The sequence below is a fragment of the Streptomyces sp. NPDC007164 genome, from assembly GCF_040634135.1.
In the GTDB taxonomy this organism is placed as follows: Bacteria; Actinomycetota; Actinomycetes; order Streptomycetales; family Streptomycetaceae; genus Streptomyces; species Streptomyces sanglieri.
In genome coordinates this window covers 147,505-164,381 of the sequence record NZ_JBEYFB010000005.1, presented here as the reverse complement: position 1 = coordinate 164,381, position 16,877 = coordinate 147,505, and the positions used below count along the sequence as shown (strand labels likewise).

General features: G+C 70.6%; 12 protein-coding genes. 11 read left to right on the top strand and 1 reads right to left on the bottom strand.

The window, feature by feature from the left end; all coding sequences use genetic code 11:
* Positions 1-337 precede the first annotated feature (337 nt).
* The 11 genes from ABZ622_RS10960 (at position 338) to ABZ622_RS10910 (ending at position 15,715) form a co-directional block, all read left to right on the top strand.
* A complete protein-coding gene (locus ABZ622_RS10960) occupies positions 338-1,168 on the top strand; it encodes a 2,3-dihydro-2,3-dihydroxybenzoate dehydrogenase (protein ID WP_360542051.1) in 831 nt (276 codons plus the stop codon).
* A gap of 68 nt (positions 1,169-1,236) precedes the next feature.
* A complete protein-coding gene (gene dhbC, locus ABZ622_RS10955; protein ID WP_360542050.1) occupies positions 1,237-2,442 on the top strand; it encodes an isochorismate synthase DhbC in 1,206 nt (401 codons plus the stop codon).
* Positions 2,439-4,076, top strand: a complete 1,638-nt coding sequence (locus ABZ622_RS10950) for a (2,3-dihydroxybenzoyl)adenylate synthase (protein WP_360542049.1) — start codon at positions 2,439-2,441, stop codon at positions 4,074-4,076. The genes dhbC and ABZ622_RS10950 overlap by 4 nt, the downstream gene beginning before the upstream one ends.
* A 39-nt stretch (positions 4,077-4,115) precedes the next feature.
* Positions 4,116-4,763, top strand: coding sequence for an isochorismatase family protein (locus ABZ622_RS10945; protein WP_360542048.1), 648 nt, complete (start codon positions 4,116-4,118; stop codon positions 4,761-4,763).
* Positions 4,764-4,827: 64 nt separating this feature from the next.
* Positions 4,828-6,918, top strand: coding sequence for a DUF4139 domain-containing protein (locus ABZ622_RS10940; RefSeq protein WP_360542047.1), 2,091 nt, complete (start codon positions 4,828-4,830; stop codon positions 6,916-6,918).
* A gap of 8 nt (positions 6,919-6,926) precedes the next feature.
* Positions 6,927-8,489, top strand: coding sequence for a mucoidy inhibitor MuiA family protein (locus tag ABZ622_RS10935; RefSeq protein WP_360542046.1), 1,563 nt, complete (start codon positions 6,927-6,929; stop codon positions 8,487-8,489).
* A 303-nt stretch (positions 8,490-8,792) separates the two neighbouring features.
* Entirely contained in the window at positions 8,793-10,469 is a 1,677-nt protein-coding gene (aspT, locus tag ABZ622_RS10930) for an aspartate-alanine antiporter (protein WP_360542045.1), read from the top strand.
* Positions 10,470-10,490: 21 nt separating this feature from the next.
* On the top strand, positions 10,491-12,194 hold the full coding sequence (gene aspT, locus ABZ622_RS10925) for an aspartate-alanine antiporter (protein ID WP_360542044.1): 1,704 nt from the start codon (positions 10,491-10,493) through the stop codon (positions 12,192-12,194).
* Positions 12,195-12,231: 37 nt separating this feature from the next.
* Positions 12,232-13,881, top strand: coding sequence for a bifunctional aspartate transaminase/aspartate 4-decarboxylase (locus ABZ622_RS10920; RefSeq protein WP_360542043.1), 1,650 nt, complete (start codon positions 12,232-12,234; stop codon positions 13,879-13,881).
* A gap of 129 nt (positions 13,882-14,010) precedes the next feature.
* A complete protein-coding gene (locus tag ABZ622_RS10915; RefSeq protein WP_360542042.1) occupies positions 14,011-15,006 on the top strand; it encodes a LysR family transcriptional regulator in 996 nt (331 codons plus the stop codon).
* 160 nt (positions 15,007-15,166) lie between these two features.
* On the top strand, positions 15,167-15,715 hold the full coding sequence (locus ABZ622_RS10910; RefSeq protein ID WP_360542041.1) for a DapH/DapD/GlmU-related protein: 549 nt from the start codon (positions 15,167-15,169) through the stop codon (positions 15,713-15,715).
* A 185-nt stretch (positions 15,716-15,900) separates the two neighbouring features.
* Here the strand turns inward: ABZ622_RS10910 and ABZ622_RS10905 are convergent, their stop codons facing one another.
* Positions 15,901-16,767, bottom strand: coding sequence for a peptidoglycan DD-metalloendopeptidase family protein (locus ABZ622_RS10905; protein WP_360542141.1), 867 nt, complete (start codon positions 16,765-16,767; stop codon positions 15,901-15,903).
* Between the last annotated feature and the right edge of the window lie 110 nt (positions 16,768-16,877).

Genomic DNA, 16,877 nt, shown 5'->3' with positions numbered 1-16,877 from the left:
ACGCCACGGCGCGGGGCGACGTCCGCGCCCGCCTGGTCAGGGCGTTCACGGGAAGAACCGGCGACCGCAGCGGCCGTCCGGGCGGCGATGCGGGCCGGTTCGCCATGGTCCATGACGGGCCGCACCGGAACACCGACGACCGCCCCAAACTCAGGCAAGGCTAACCTAACCCACAAGCACTGGACACGGAACAGCGACCCCGGCGCCACGCGACTCGCGCGCCCCAACTCCCGCCGTGCCAGCACTCGTCACACCGCCACACAAACCCGCCCCACCCCCTCTCCGTCGAATTTCAATTAGGTTACCCTTACCTAACTTTCTCGAACGGAGGTTGCTCATGCCTGAGCACATACCGGGCAGAAACGGGGAGTTCAACGGCCGTACTGTCCTGGTGACCGGTGCCGCACAAGGCATCGGGGCGGCTGTCGCCGAGCTGTTCGCCACCCTCGGCGCCCGGGTGGCCGCCACCGACCGCGCGCGGAACGGCATCGACGCGCTGGCCGCGGAGTGGGACCGGCGGCAGGCGGAGAAACCGGGGAGCGAGCGGTCGACGGGCTGTCTGGAGCCGTACGTCATGGACGTCACCGACCGGCCCTCGGTGGAGCGCACCGTGGCCCGTACGGAGAGCCGGCTCGGCCCCATCGACGTACTCGTGAACGTCGCGGGAGTCCTGCGCACCGGCCCCGCCGCCGAACTCTCCGCCGAGGACTGGTCGGACACCTTCGCGGTGAACACCAACGGCGTCCTCCACACCTCACAGGCCGTCGCACCGCTGATGGCCGGCCGGGGCAACGGCTGTGTCATCACCGTCGGTTCCAACGCCGCCGGGATCCCGCGCACCGGAATGGCCGCCTACGCCGCGTCGAAGGCGGCCGCGGTCATGTTCACCAAATGCCTGGGGCTCGAACTCGCCCGCAGCGGCGTACGGTGCAACGTCGTCGCACCCGGATCCACCGACACGGCGATGCAACGCGCCCTGTGGACCGACCCCGGCGCCGAGCAACGGGTCGTCGACGGAGACCCGGCCACCTACCGCACCGGCATCCCGCTGGGCCGGATCGCCGCCCCCGAGGACATCGCCGACGCCGTCGCGTTCCTCGCCTCGGACCGCGCCCGCCACATCACCATGCAGGAGCTGTACGTCGACGGCGGCGCAACTCTGCGCTGACCCACTGTCAGCTCCGTCACAACCCCGCTCAACCCCCCACCGGCAGAACCTTCGAGAATGGAGTCACCGTGTCGACGGCTTCCCAGGTCGCCACGCACCTACCCCCGGCCGATCCGGACCACCCGGCCGTAGGCGCCGCCACCTCGCTCCTGGACGCCTACACCCCGGGCGATCACTTCCTCGCCACCCCCGGCCGCACCCTGCTCGCGCACGGCGCGGCACGCCGAGTACCGCACGACGCGAGACCCTTGGACGAACGGGTGAACGCCACCCTGATCGAGGCCGGCGCGGCCGGGCAGGAATCGCCCGTGGTCATCGGCGCCGTCCCGTTCGACCACGAGGCACCGGCCGCCCTGAGCGTGCCGGCGGCACTGCGCATCGCTCCCCCGCTCGCCTCCGATCCACTGATCGCCCTGCCCGCCAACGTGACCGGCCAGGCGGACTGGCGGATACGCCCGGTACCCGAACCCGAGGTCTACGGAGCGGGTGTCGCATCGGCCGTGGAACGCATGTGGCGCGGGGAGTTCAGCAAGGTGGTGCTCGCCCGCACCCTCGAACTCACCTCCGCCGCCCCGCTCGACCTGCCCGGGATGCTCCAGCGCCTGGCCCGCCGCGATCCCGCCGGCCACACCTTCGCCCTGCCCACCGGGCCCGGACGCACCCTCATCGGCGCCAGTCCGGAACTGCTGGTCTCCCGGCAGGGAAAGCGCGTGGTCGCCAATCCGCTCGCCGGTTCCACCCCGCGCAGCACCGACCTCGCCGAGGATGTCCGCCGCGCCGCCGCACTGCTGGAGTCCGCGAAGGACCTGCACGAGCACGCCGTCGTCGTGGACGCCGTCCACCAGGCCCTGGCCCCGCACTGCACGGAGCTGACCGTCCCCGCCCGGCCGACCCTGATCCGCACCGCCACCATGTGGCATCTGTCCACCGTGGTCACCGGCACGCTCGCCTCCCCCGACATCTCGGCCCTGGCCCTCGCCTGCGCCCTGCACCCCACCCCCGCCGTGTGCGGCACCCCCACCACGACGGCCCGGCGGATCATCGCGGAGACCGAGCCGTTCGACCGCGGCTTCTTCACCGGGATGGTGGGCTGGGGCGACACCCGGGGCGACGGCGAGTGGGTCGTCACGATCCGCTGTGCCGAGGCCGAGGAACGCACCCTGCGCCTCTACGCGGGCGCCGGCATCGTCGCGGCGTCCGAGCCCGAGGCGGAGACCGCCGAGACGGCCGCCAAGTTCCGTACCTTCCTCGGCGCCGTGGGGGCCGAGCTGTGAGCCCGCACGACGCACCCACCTGGCCGTCCGACTTCGCCGAGCGGTACCGGGCCGCGGGCTGGTGGCGCGGCGAGACGTTCGGCTCCATGCTCCGGGAACGCGCCGAGGCGCACCCGGACCGGATCGCCGTGGTCGACCCCGCCGCGGAAATCCGCTGGAGCTACGCGGAACTGGACCGGCGCGCCGACCGGCTGGCTGCCGGTCTCCTCGCCCGGAACATCGCCAAGGGCGACCGCGTGGTGGTCCAACTGCCCAATGTCGCGGAGTTCTTCGAAGTCGTCTTCGCGCTGTTCCGGATCGGCGCGCTGCCCGTCTTCGCACTGCCGGCCCACCGCGAGACGGAGATCTCGTACTTCTGCGAGTTCACCGAGGCGGTCGCGTACGTCATAGCCGCGGAACCCGGCGGCTACGACTACCGCGAACTGGCGGCGCGCACCCGGGCCGCCGCTCCCGCACTGCGCCATGTGTTCGTCGCCCGCGGAGAGCCGGGCGGGTTCGAGGCGCTGTCCGACGTGGCGGAGGATCCGGTCGGCCACGGTGCTCCGCGCCCGGACGACCTGGCCTTCCTCCAGCTGTCCGGCGGCAGCACCGGCGTACCGAAACTCATTCCGCGCACCCACGACGACTACATCTACTCGCTCCGCGGCTCCAACGAGATCTGCGGCGTCGACGAGAACAGCGTCTACCTCTGCGCGCTGCCCGCGGCCCACAACTTCCCCCTGTCCTCCCCCGGTTCACTCGGCACGCTCTACGCCGGCGGCCGCGTGGTGCTGTGCCCGCAGCCCTCCCCCGAGGTGGCCTTCCCGCTGATCGAACGGGAACGGGTCACCCTCACCGGACTGGTCCCCCCACTGGCCCTGCTGTGGACCCAGGCGGCCACCGCCACCGCGCACGACCTCAGCAGCCTGGACGTCCTGCTGGTGGGTGGCGCCAAGTTCAGCGAGGAGGCGGCGCGGCGGGTCCGGCCGGCGCTCGGCTGCACCCTTCAGCAGGTCTTCGGCATGGCCGAGGGCCTGGTCAACTACACCCGGCTGGACGACCCGGTCGAGGTGATCGTCACCACCCAGGGGCGGCCCATCTCGCCGGACGACGAGATCCTGGTCGTCGACGACGAAAACCACGAGGTCGCACCGGGCGAGACGGGCCATCTGCTGACACGCGGCCCATACACGATCCGCGGCTACTGGCGGGCGCCGGAACACAACGCCCGCTCATTCACCGAGGACGGTTTCTACCGCACGGGCGATGTCGTCCGGGTCACCCCGAGCGGCCACATCGTCGTCGAGGGCCGCGCCAAGGACCAGATCAACCGGGGCGGCGAGAAGATCGCCGCCGAGGAGGTGGAGAACCACATCCTCGCCCACCCCTTCGTCCACGACGCCAACGTGGTGGCCGAGCCCGACCCGTACCTGGGCGAACGCACCTGCGCCTACGTGATCCTGCGCCCGGGCGCGGGTCCGCTGAAGCCGGTGGACATCAAACGGTTCGTACGGGAGCGGGATCTGGCCGCGTACAAGGTGCCGGACCGCGTCGAGTTCGTGGACACGTTCCCGCAGACCGGCGTCGGAAAGATCTCCAAGAAGGCCCTGCGGACCGCCGCGGCCCGCGGCGCAGCCACGTCCACACCGGCCTGACCCGCCGAACTCTCCTCCTCTGAACGGAATCCCCGCAACATGGCACTGCCCGCCATCGCCCCGTACCCCATGCCGACCGCCGACGAACTGCCTCCCAACCGGGTCGAGTGGACCGTCGACCCGGCGCGCGCGGTCCTCCTCGTCCACGATCTGCAGAACTACTTCCTGTCGGCCTACGACCGCACGTCCGCACCGATTCCCGAACTGCTCGCGAACGTGGCCAAGTTGAAGAAGGCAGCCGCGCGGCTCGGCATGCCGGTGCTCTACACCGCGCAGCCGGGCGGCCAGAGCCCGGACGAGCGCGGACTGCAACAGGACTTCTGGGGCCCGGGTCTGCCGGCCGACCCGTACGCCGCCGCCATCGCACAAGCCGTCGCGCCGGACGAGGGCGACGCGGTGCTCACCAAGTGGAAGTACAGCGGCTTCGTCCGCACCGACCTCCTGGAACGTCTCCGCGAACAGGGCCGCGACCAGATCGTCGTCACCGGCGTCTACGCCCACATCGGCGTCCTCATGACCGCGTGCGACGCCTGGATGCAGGACATCCAGGCCTTCGTGGTGGCCGACGCGGTGGCCGACTTCTCCGCCGGGGACCATGCGATGGCCCTGCGCTGGGCGGCGGGCAAATGCGCCGTGGTCACGAGCACCCGAGCCGTCCTCGAAGGGAACCTGTCGCCGTCCTCCTGATGTGACTCGGACGCCGCGGGCCCCGGGCGTAAGCTGCGCTCAGCACACGGGGGGGGCTGAGCACATGACGGACGAGTCGGCACGGCGGTGGGGGTCGGCCCTCGATTCGGTCGTGGTGTACGCGCAGGGCGCGATCTGCAGGCGCCTGGCCCGGGGCAGCGTGTCGCCCGACGGCCGGGTGCGGGTGACGGGGCTGCCCCGTTCGCTGGACCCGGGCTCGCTGCGGGCCCGGGTACTCGGCGCCTCGGGGGTACGCGTCACCGAGGCCCGGGTCGAGGTCGAGGCCGAGCCGGCCGGCCGGCGTGCGCCCGACGAGCTGCGGCGCGAGGTGGAACGGCTGAGCGACGAGCACGCGGCCGCGCAGGGCCGGCGGGACCGGCAACTGAGCCTGATCGAGGAGGTCAGGGCCCTCCAGCCGGTACCGCCTGCCCGCAAGCGCGACGACCCGCACCGCCGCACCCCGGTCGACGCCTGGCTGGAACTCGCCGACTTCGTCGACGAGCGGCTGGCAGGGCTGCACAATCGTCTCGTCGAGCTGGAGGAGGCGCTGCGCAACGTCGAGCACGAGCTGAGCGGCGTCGCCGACAGACTCGCCCGTGCCTCCACCGACGCGCCGTCGGCACACGTGGAGACCACGGTCTGCGCGGTACTGACCCTCGACGGCACCGGCGACGCCGAAGTGGAGCTGGAATACGGGGTCCCGGGCGCCGTCTGGGTGCCGGCCTACCGACTCACCCACCGTCAGGGCGACGGCAGCGGCCGGCTGGTGCTGCGCGCCTCGGTCGCCCAGCGGACCGGCGAGGACTGGACCGGCGTACGCATCGCCCTGGCCACCGCCGATCTCCGGCGCCGCACCGACCTGCCGCGGCTGCGCTCGATCCGGATCGGACGCAGTCAGCCGACCCCCGCGCCCTCCGGCTGGCGCGAGCCCCCGGCCGGGCTCGTCGAGCTGTTCGCCGGGTTCGACTCGGCGGGCCCCGGCCCGGCCCCGGCCGCCGCGCCCTCGGCTCCCGGGGGCGGCTACGCCGTCGCAGTTGCCGCATCCGAGCCCGCTCTGCCACCGCCGCCGCCTCCCTCTCCCCCGCCGGCCCCGTCGGCACCGCAGGGCTACGGCGCTCCACCGGGCGCGCTCCCGGCGCCCGGCGGCCCTCCCCCGGAGGCCTTCGGCGGCGGGATGCCCGCCCCCGCACAACCGGCCTGGACGCACCCGTCCGACAGGCGGCGTGCCGGCGGCCCCTTCGCCGGTGCGCCCGGCGCCATGATGCCCGCGGCTCCCGCCGGGGCCGTGCCACCGCCCCCTCCGGCGCCGGCTGCCAGTCCGCCTCGGCCGAGTGGCGCCGAGCTCGACTACGCCGGCCTCGTCCTGTGCGGCCCCGAGGAGACGGGAGGGCGCAGGGGCCGGCTGTTCCCCGGCTCGCCCTTCGACCCGGTGGCGGCCGAGTACCGCCGCCGCGCCGAAGCGGTGGCCGCGCTGCCGTTGCCCGGACGGGCCGTGCGGCCGCGGGAGTCGGCGGGCTCCTTCGACCACCGCTTCGACGCCGCCGCCCGCGCCGACATCCCGTCGGACGGCACCTGGCACACCGTCACCGTCGGCGAGATCCCGGTCGGTCTGCGTACCGAATACCTCTGCGTTCCGTCCGTCGACCAGACCGTGTACGCGACGCTGGTGCTCTCCAACTCCACCGACCAGGCACTGCTGGCCGGCCCGGTGGAGGTCACCGTGGACGACGACTTCCTGCTCACCACCGCACTGCCCACGCTCGCCCCCGGCGGTGTCCGCCGGGTGGGGCTCGGGGCGGCCGAGGGCATCCGGGTCACCCGCCGTACGAGCCTGAACGAGTCGACCTCTGGTCTGCGCAACAACACCACCGTGCTCGACCACCGCGTCCACGTGGAGCTGGTCAACGGGCTCGCGCGGCCCGTCACCGTGGAGGTCCGCGAGCGGATTCCGGTCACCGCCGATCCGGACGTCCGGATCGAGGAACGGGCCGACTGGACCGCCCCCGACGAAGGCACCGGCCCCGACCGGCACGCGCCGGGCACCCGCGTCTGGCGCCTGGACCTGCCCGCAGGCGCAACCGCCGCCCTCGACGGCGGCTACGAGATCCGCATCCCGACCGGCAAGGCCCTGGTCGGCGGCAACCGCAGGAGCTGACACCCACCATGTCCACGGCCCAGCAGCCGATCGCTCTCCCCGTCACCGCCGTCACCTGCCTGGAGGACCGCGCCCACGTCGAACGCTCCGTCGTGCTCGACCTGGAGACCGGGGTCCAGCGGCTGCGCCTCGGGCCGGTCAGTGCGCTGGCCGTCGACCGGACCCTCCATGCCGAACTGACCGCCGATCACCATGCGACCGTGCTCGACGTACGGATCGTCCGCAGCTGGACACCGCGCGCGCCGCTGCCGCCCACCGAGGACGACTCCGCCCTGCGCCACCGCGTACACGACCTCGGAGAGGAGCGGCTGTCCCTGGGCCGGCGACGCGACCGGCTGAAGGCCCGCCTCGACCTGCTCGGCCGCCTCGCCGCCGATCTGCTGCGGGAGATCGGCGAAGGCGCCGGTTCCGGCGAGACCGAACAGCACCGCTGGGCCCGCGAACTGGACCGGGTGGACGGGGAGCGTGACACATACAGCGAGCAACTCCGCGCCGCAGACGCCGGGTTGGCCGGCATCGCCGTCGAACTCGGGGAGGCCGAGCGGGCCGTGCAGCTCGCCGAGGAGGAGCCCGCGGAGCTGGTCGGCCATGTCGAGCTGACCGTGGAGACCGCGGCCGCCGGCCCGGTCGGGCTGCGGCTGAGCCATCTCACCGCGTGTGCGCTGTGGCGGCCGGCCTACCGGGCCGTGCTCGACGGGGACTCGCTGACGCTGGAGACCGACGCGATGGTCTGGCAGCGCACCGGGGAGGACTGGTCGGACGTACGGCTGACCCTGTCCACGGCCCGCTCGGCGCTGGCCACCGATCCGCCACAACTGGGCGAGGACCGGCTGACGCTCAAGGACCGCTCGGCGGCGGAGCGCCGCACGGTCGACGTCGAACTGCGCGAGGAGGAGATCGCGGACCCCGGCCCGACGCCCGTGCTCGGTCTGCCCGGGGTGGACGACGGCGGCGAGGCGCGCGTACTGCGATCCCCCGCACCGGTCTCGGTGCCCGGTGACGGCCGCGCCCACCGCGTGCCGCTGTCCGCGTTCACCACGGCCGCGCGCAGTGAGTACGCCTGCACACCGGAGTTGTCCCCGCTGGTCACCCAGGTGGTGCGGTTCGACAACCGGTCCGGCCACGCACTGCTCGCCGGGCCCGTCGACCTGGTCCGGGGCAGCGGATTCAGCGGCCGCGGCACACTGGACTTCACCTCCCCCGGCGCCCCCGCCGAACTGGCCTTCGGCAGCTGCGACGACTACCGGGTGGTCCGGCAGTCCGAGGAGTCCCGCGACTCCGGCGGGATCACCCAGCGCACCGTGGTGACCCGCACGGTCCGGCTGCACCTGTCCCGGTTCTCCGCCCCCGGCGAACACGACGAGCGGGTCGTCGTCCTGCGGGAACGGGTCCCCGTCTCCGAGGTCTCGGCGGTGGAGGTCCGGCTGCGGAAGAACTCCTGCTCACCGGTTCCCGACACGGTCGACACCGAGGGCATCGCCCGCTGGGACATCGCCCTCCCGCCCGGCAGCCACCGCACGCTCACCCTGGCCTACGAACTGTCGGCGAGCGCCAAGGTCACCGGTTTGTGAGGCCGGTGGCCGGAGCGACGGCCCCCGGTGAACAGGGCCCGTGCGTGGGAACACTTCTCCTCGTACGGCAGCAGTCCGCAGCAGCCCCCAGAGGCGCGCCTCAACTGCGCCCTGTTCGCCGCCGGATGACCACTGCCGTCGGACGAGCGGCCGTCCTCGGAGGGCTGCGTCCGGACCCGTTCACCGCGGGGCGGCCGTACGCGTCGTGACGACCGTTGCGGGCGTCGCGTGGCGACACCACGAACCGTCACCTATTGTCCAGCCATGCCCCATATTTCTTTATTTGAGATTCACTGAGCCGCCGTGGGAGTACTCAAGGACCACCCCGAGCTCGTCCTGTTCGCGAGCCTCGCACTCGGCCACCTTCTCGGGAAGCTGCGGGTCGGGCCGCTGACCCTGGGCGGCATCTGCGGAACGCTCATCGTGTCCCTGCTCCTCGGCGCCTGGACCAAGGCGCAGGTCTCCGACGACGTGAAGACCGTGTTCTTCGCGCTGTTCATCTTCGCCCTCGGCTACATGGCCGGGCCCCAGTTCTTCCACAACCTCAACAAGAAGAGCCTGCGCTTCTTCGTGCTGTGCGGGATCGAACTGGTCTGTGCCCTCGGCATCGCCTTCGGCCTCGCCAAGTGGTTCGACCTCGACGTCGGCACCGCCTCGGGCATCCTGGCCGGCGCCGCCACCGAGTCCGCCGTCGTCGGTACGGCCACCGAGTCCATCGGCAAACTGAGCGGTCTGACCGCTCAGCAGGTGTCCGAGTACCAGGGCAACGTCGCCACCGCGTACACGGTCTGCTACCTCTTCGGCCTGATCACGATCGTCCTCTACACGAGCCAGATCATGCCGATGATGCTGCGCATCAACCTGCGCGACGCCGCCCGGGAGCTGTGGCAGCGCACCCGCAGCAGCGGCACCCTGGAGCCGGACGAGCGCCCCGCCCTGCCGACCATGGTGGGCCGTACGTATCTGGTGACCACCGCCGACGGCCGTACCGTGGGAAACCTGGAGTCCGCCCTCGAAGAGCGGATCACCATCGAATCCGTCAAACGCGGCAGCAAGGTCCTCACGCCCTCCCCCGGTCTCCGGCTCACCCTCTCCGACCTGATCCTCGTGGTCGGCCGGCGCGCGCAGACCATCGAGGCGGGGCGGCTCATCGGCCCGGAGACACCGGGCGTCCCCGGTCTGGATTCGCCTCTCGCGACCGAGCAGGTGTCGATCACCCGCAAGTCCAACGACGGCAAGACGATCGACCGGATCCAGCGCGAGAATCCCGAGTTCCTCTCGTCCGGCGTGTACGTCACCGATGTCACGCGCACCGGCCAGGAACTGCCGGCGAACGGCGACACGGTCGTGCACCGCGGTGACGTACTGACCCTGGTGGGCGCCCGCTCGGGCCTCAACAAACTGGTCGCGAAGCTCGGCTCCGTGGTCAAGAACGACGCCACCGACTTCATCTACCTCGGGCTCGGCATCGCGGCCGGTTCACTGCTCGGGCAGGTCGTGGTGAAGTTCGGCGACGTACCGCTGTCCCTCGGCACCGGCGGCGGCTGTCTCGTCTCGGGGCTGCTCTTCGGCTGGTTCCGTTCGCGCAGCCAGACCTTCGGGGCGTTCCCGCCGCAGGCCGCCTCCACCATCAAGGACATGGGGCTCGCGGTCTTCATCGCCTGCACCGGTCTGGTGTCGGGACCGCAGGCCTGGCCATTGCTCAAGGAGTACGGGGCGCTGCTGCCGTTCGCCGGGATCGCCATGGTGCTGATCCCCGCGACGATCTCGCTCGTCGTCGGCCTCAAACTCCTCCGTATCGAGAAGCCGCTCCTCATCGGCGCCATCGCGGGCCAGCAGTGCTCGACGCCCGCGATCACCGCCGTCACCCAGGTGGCGCAGTCGTCGGTGCCGATGCTCGGCTACACCATCACCTACGCCCTCTCGAACTTCCTGCTCCCTCTGACCGGCCCGGTACTCGTCGGCGTCCTCGGTTCCTGATAGATCGGAGAGCTCCGGGAAATGATCGATTTCCTGAATCGCAACATCTTCCATCCCCATCCCGAGCTGCTGGTCTTCCTCACCGTGGCGATCGGCTTCCTCTTCGGGAAGCTGCGCTACCGGGCCATCGCGCTCGGAGCCGTCACCGGCTGCCTGGTGGCGGGGCTGCTGCTCGGTGCCCAGTTCAAGGTCACCATCGACGGAACGGTGAAGAACCTGTTCTTCACGATGTTCCTGTTCGCGCTCGGCTACAAGGTGGGCCCGCAGTTCTTCCGCGGCCTGAAGAAGGACGGCCTGCCGCAGGTCGTCAACGCCGTCATCGTCTGCGTCACCGGTCTGCTGGTCTGCTGGGGCTTCGCGGCCGTGCTCGGTTACGGCCCCGGCCTGAGCGCCGGCCTGCTCGGCGGCGCCCTCACCCAGTCCGCGGTGATCGGTGTCGCACAGGACGCCATCGGCAATCTGCCGGGGCTCTCCTCCGGGCAGGCCAGGACCGAGGAGAACCTCGTCGCGATCGGCTACGCGGTGACGTATCCGCTCGGCACGATCCTGTGCGCGATGCTCCTGGCGAACGTACTGCCGAGGCTCTACGGCAAGGACCTCGCCGCCGAATCGGCCGCACTGGCGCAGGAGCTGGATGCCCCGGAGGACGACCCCGACCTCCACGAGGGCTACTACGAGGTGGTGCTGCGGGCGTACACGATCCAGCGCCCCGACATCGTCGGGCGCACCATCGACGACTTCGAGCAGCAACAGCGGGAGCTGGGCCACCGCATCTACATCACGCGGGTGCGCCGTGACGGCGCCGTCCTCGACCACACCCAGCAGACGGTGCTGCGCGAGAACGACGTGGTGGCGCTCAGCGCGCTGCGCGGCTCGCTCGTCGACTTCGACGCCCGTACCCACCTCGGCGCGGAGACCGACGACATCGAACTGCTCGGCTACCGGACCGAGACGCTGCACGTGGTCGCTTCCGAGAAGGCCCAACTCGGTAAGTCGGTTGCCGAGTTGCGCAAGGAGCCCTTCATGGTGGGTGTCTACATCGACAAGATGTACCGGTCGGGGACGGAGTTCCCGTACCGCCTGTCGACGAAGGTGGAGCGCGGCGACACGCTGATCCTCACCGGGCCGAAACGGCTCGTGGACCCGGCGGGCCGGGCGATCGGCAAGCCGGTCCCGACATCCTTCGCCACCGACATGATCTGGGTCGGCCTCGGCATCTTCCTCGGCGGCTGCATCGGCATCCCCGCACTCACCGCGGGCGGCGTACCGATCTCGCTTTCCACCTCCGGTGGCGCGCTCATCATGGGTCTGGTCTTCGGCTGGATCCGCGGCAAGTACCCCACGTACGGCAATGTGCCGCCCGGTGCCCAGTGGTTCATGGACACGCTCGGCCTGTGCCTGTTCGTCGCGGTCGTCGGCATCAACGCCGGCCCCGGCTTCACCTCCGGTCTCTCCACGGCGGGTTGGGGCCTGTTGGTCTTCGGGGCGGTGGCCACGGTGGTACCCCTGATCGTGGGATTCCTCGTCGGTCACCACATCCAGAAGATCCGCTTCCCGGTCCTGATGGGCGTCCTCGCGGGCGGCCAGACCACCACAGCCGCGATCGGCGCGATCAACGAGGCGTCCCGGTCCCAGGTTCCCACGCTCGGCTACACGATCCCGTACGCCGTCGGAAACGTACTGCTGACCATCTGGGGCGCCGTGATCGTCCTCCTCCACCACTGAGCGCCTCTCACGGGCACAAGGACGTAAGGAAAACACCATGCACAAGACGAGTCTGACCCGCGAGCAGATCCAGCAGTACGCCCGGCTCTCCCCCTTCGAGCTGAAGAACGTCTTCATCGAACTCGCCCAGGAGGCGCAGGCCGACAGGCCCGGTCAGAAGGACAAGTCGAGCGTCCAGATGCTCAACGCGGGCCGCGGCAACCCGAACTGGGTCGCCACCGGGCCCCGTGAGGCGTTCCACGCACTCGGCTCCTTCGCGCTCACCGAGTCCCGTCGCGTGTGGACGGCCGACAACCTCGGCGGCATGCCGGAGCTGGTGGGTTCCGGCGACCGCTTCGACGCCTTCGTACGGCAGCACCCGGGCCTTCCCGGCATCGAACTCCTCCAGAAATGCGTCGAGTCGGCGGTGACGCGCTTCGGTTTCGACAAGGACGCCTTCGTCCACGAACTGACCGACAGCTCGATCGGCGACAACTATCCGGTGCCGGACCGCATCCTGCACCACACCCAGGAGATCGTCCGCGGCTACATCTCGGACGAGCTGTTCGCCAAGGAGCCGCCGGCCGGGGACTTCTCGTACTTCGCGACCGAGGGCGGCACCGCCGCCATGTGCTACATCTTCGACTCACTCATGAAGAACGGGATCCTGCACAAGGGCGACCGGATCGCGCTGATGGTTCCCGTGTTCACCCCGTACATCGAGATCCCCGAGCTGGACACGTACGAGTTCGACGTGACGTACGTGGAGGCCAACATGTACGCCGAGGCGGGCGTGCGCGAGTGGCGCTACCCGGCCGAGGAGATCGACAAGCTGGCGGACCCGGAGATCAAGCTGGTCTGCCTGGTCAACCCCTCCAACCCACCCTCCCTGGCGCTCAGCCGGCGGGTGACGGACCAGATCAAGGACATCGTCGCGACGAAGAACCCGAACCTGCTCGTCGTCACGGACGACGTGTACGGAACGTTCGTGGACGGCTTCCGGTCCCTCGCCGCCGACCTGCCCCGCAACACCCTCCTCGTCTACTCGTACTCGAAGCACTACGGTTGCACCGGCTGGCGACTGGGCGTCATCGGCCTGCACGACGACAACGTCGTCGACGAACAGATCGCCGCCCTGCCGCAGGCGGACAAGGACAGTCTGAGCAGTCGGTACGGAACGCTGAGCCTGGAACCGGAGAAGATCAGGTTCATCGACCGGCTGGTCGCCGACTCGCGCCAGGTCGCGCTCAACCACACCGCGGGACTCTCCCTCCCGCAGCAGGTCATGCTCGGCCTGTTCTCCCTCTTCGGCATGCTCGACGAGGGCCAGGCCTACAAGCGGCGGATCCGCGCCATCGTGCAGCAGCGCCTCCAACTCCTGCTGGAGGGCTCCCGGATGAAGATCGCCAATGACCCGCACCGCGCCGGTTACTACATCGAGCTGGACCTGATGGCACAGGCCCAACTCGAACACGGCGAGTCGTTCGCGGCCTTCCTCGACAAGAACTACGAGCCCATCGACCCGCTGTTCCGCCTCGCCCAGCAGACAGGCGTGGTGCTCCTCAACGGGGGCGGCTTCGAGGGCCCGCAGTGGTCGGTCCGCGTCTCTCTCGCCAACCTGGACGACCTGGACTACCTGAAGATCGGGCATCACCTGCGGGAGATCTTCGACAACTACGCGGAGGAGTGGCGGGCGTCGGAGTCCTGACCCACGTCGATGCCCGGGGCGGGCGTGGCCGGGCCTGACAGGGCGCCGCTCGCGGCGCCCCGCACCCACTCGGGCCAACCGGTCCCCGGCGAGCCACAACGATTGGTTGGGCGCCCCTAGGATGAGTCGGTGGACACCAACGCATTGCGATCGTTCGTCCGGGCGGCCGAGCTCGGACAGTTCCAGCAAGCGGCCGACGAGTTGGGTGTGACACAGCAGGCGGTGTCCAAGCGGATCGCCACCCTGGAGCGCGAGCTGGAAGTCCGCCTGTTCACACGCACCGCCCGAGGGGTCGAGCTGACGCTCGACGGTCAGGCGTTTCTCCCCCATGCGCAGAGCATCGTCGCAGGTGTCGAACGCGCCGTCACCGCGGTCAGGCCGGGCTCCCGGGCCCTCCGGATCGATGTTCTGGGCCTGCGAAGCGCACAGGCCGTCGTTCTGCACGACTACTGGCGGTCGCATCCCGAAATCAATCTCGACGTGGTGACCCTCAGGGTCAACGACCCACGCGTGGTGGTCGCCGCCATCGAAGCAGGCGACATCGATGCCTCGTTCCGAACCGTCACCGACCCGGCCGCGCTGCCGCCCGGTGTGCAGATGATCCACGCGTTCGACACCCCGCTGGAGCTTCTCGTCGGCCCGGGACATCCACTCGCCGCCGCGCGAAGGCTGACGCCGCCACAATTGCGCAAGCACCGGATCTGGGTGCCGGGCATCGCACCCCGAAGCGAATGGGCGGAATTCTACGATCAGCTCGCCACCGACTTCGACCTGCGCATCGACGCGGCAGGCCCGCACTTCGGAGACGAAGTACTCCTGGACACCCTGGCGGAGTCGGCGGACGTGGCCACACTGGTCGGGGCACGCGACCGGTACATGTGGCCGATCAATCACGACCTGCGCCGCATCCCCATCGTCGATCCGGCCCTCGCGTACCCGCTCTCGCTCATCCTCCCGAGCGCGAGTCCACATCCGGGGCTCCGCGGCATCATCGCCCACCTCAAAACCTTGCCAGAACTCCCCGACACGGCCTGGCTCCCGTCCTGGGCAACGACGCCACAACGCGGCTACGACAACACCGAAAACGCTCGCGGACTGCGGCCCCGCCCCTGCCCCCGTCCCTGACCGCGACCACGTGCCCGACCACGAGCCGCCGACCACGACAGAGGTGACTCGACCGGCTGTCCGACGGCCGCCTCCGTCGGCAACCAGCGAGTCCCACCCGGTCCCGTCCAGTCCTGCCCAGTCCAGCCCGGCACCCCGGCACCCCAGAAGGAGTCACGGCATGTCCAGCGACCGACTCATGCGCATCCACAGCGCCGAGTTCCAGGCCATGGCCGAAAGGGTCCTCCAGGTCACGGAACTCACGTCCCGCCTCAACGTCCTGCCTTTCGATGACGAAGCGGGCAAAGAGGAATTGTTCGAACAGATCCTCGGCAAGCCACTGCCGCCGAGAGTAACGATCTATCCGCCCTTCTACACGGACCACGGCCTCAACCTCGACCTCGACCGCGCCGAGCGCGTGTTCATCAACCAGAACTGCACGTTCCTGGACTACGCGGGCATCCGGATCGGCGAGCGCGTCATGATCGGCCCGAAGGTCACGTTCATCACCAGCGGCCACCCGGTCGATCCCGAGGAGCGACGGCTGTACCTCACCGGCGCCCCCATCGACGTGGCGGAGAACGTGTGGATCGGCGCCGGGGCCACGATCCTGCCCGGCGTCAGCATCGGCCGTGATGCGGTGATCGCCGCCGGCGCGGTCGTGGCCGATGACGTTCCACCGGCAAGCCTGGTGACCGGCAGCAAGGCGACCGTACGCCGCCAGTGGTGACGGCCTCCCGCCCAGAGCGACGAACCGACGTCGCGACGACGGTCAGACCACCCCACGGAACCATCTCTCACCGCCAACAGAGCGACCGGCGCGAACAGTTGGCGAAACACACTCACACCACCGGACGTGGCGCAGCCGCAGAATCGACCCCGCCCCGCCGCGTACGTGTGCAACCGCCGGAACCATCACCCGACGAGAGTCTCCCAGGACTTGGGGCCCGCCTTGCCGTCGACGACCAGGCGGTTGGCGCTCTGGTAGGCGCGGAAGGCGGAGTTGGTCACGGCACCGAAGTCGCCGTCGACGGCAAGTCCCGCACTGTGCTTGTTGAGGGCCACCTGAAGGCCGCGTACATGCGCGCCGGAGCTGCCCCGCCGGAGCGAGTAGACCAGGCTCGGCCAGGTCTTCGGTCCGACCTGACCGTCCGCCACCAGACCACGGGACGATTGGAACTTCTTGACGGCTTTGACCGACACCGAGCCGTAGTTGCCATCGGCGACCAGTGTGGTTCCGCGCCGGGTGATCAGATACTGGATGGCCTTCACGGTCGCACCCACGGCACCGGGGCTGATGACCGGCCAGCCACCGCCCAGGTCCACGCCGCGAGCGGCGAGGTAGGAGACCGGATTGACCGTGGCCCCCAACCCTCCACTGTGGGTCTCGAAGTGCAGGTGGGGGCCGGTCACATGGCCCGTGGCACCCATGTCGGCGATGCGCTGCCCCGCGGCGACCTTCGCGTTGAGCGAGATCCGGAACGCGCTGAGGTGCCCGTAGTAGGTGTACCGCCCGCCGCCGTGCGCGATGACCAGGCCGTTCCCCGTTCGCCCCGACAGGACGCCCGTTCCCCGGCGTACCACGGTGCCAGCGGCCGCGGCGTAGACGGCCGTGCCCGTCGAGTTGGTGACGTCCTGGCCGGCGTGCGGGTAGGGGCCGCGCGGGGCCCCGTAGTGACCGCCTGCGGGAAAGTGGCCCCGGGCGGGGTTGCACCACCGGCCGTCCTTGAGCGTCGCTGCCGAGGCCGGTGAGGTCAGGGCCGGTACGCCCGTCAGCGCCACCCCGAACCCGGCGCCGGCACCGAGCAGCAGCCTTCTGCGTGACGGCCCCGCCGGCCGGAGGCCACCCGGGTGATCCGGGTGATCCGGGTGGGCGCCCGCCGCACCGTCGA

Coding starts and splice junctions, on each gene's coding strand:
- ABZ622_RS10945 (WP_360542048.1), top strand. CDS start 4,116: ATGGCACTGCCCGCCATCGCCCCGTACCCCATGCCGACCGCCGACGAA.
- ABZ622_RS10960 (WP_360542051.1), top strand. CDS start 338: ATGCCTGAGCACATACCGGGCAGAAACGGGGAGTTCAACGGCCGTACT.
- ABZ622_RS10935 (WP_360542046.1), top strand. CDS start 6,927: ATGTCCACGGCCCAGCAGCCGATCGCTCTCCCCGTCACCGCCGTCACC.
- ABZ622_RS10910 (WP_360542041.1), top strand. CDS start 15,167: ATGTCCAGCGACCGACTCATGCGCATCCACAGCGCCGAGTTCCAGGCC.
- ABZ622_RS10920 (WP_360542043.1), top strand. CDS start 12,232: ATGCACAAGACGAGTCTGACCCGCGAGCAGATCCAGCAGTACGCCCGG.
- ABZ622_RS10940 (WP_360542047.1), top strand. CDS start 4,828: ATGACGGACGAGTCGGCACGGCGGTGGGGGTCGGCCCTCGATTCGGTC.
- aspT (WP_360542044.1), top strand. CDS start 10,491: ATGATCGATTTCCTGAATCGCAACATCTTCCATCCCCATCCCGAGCTG.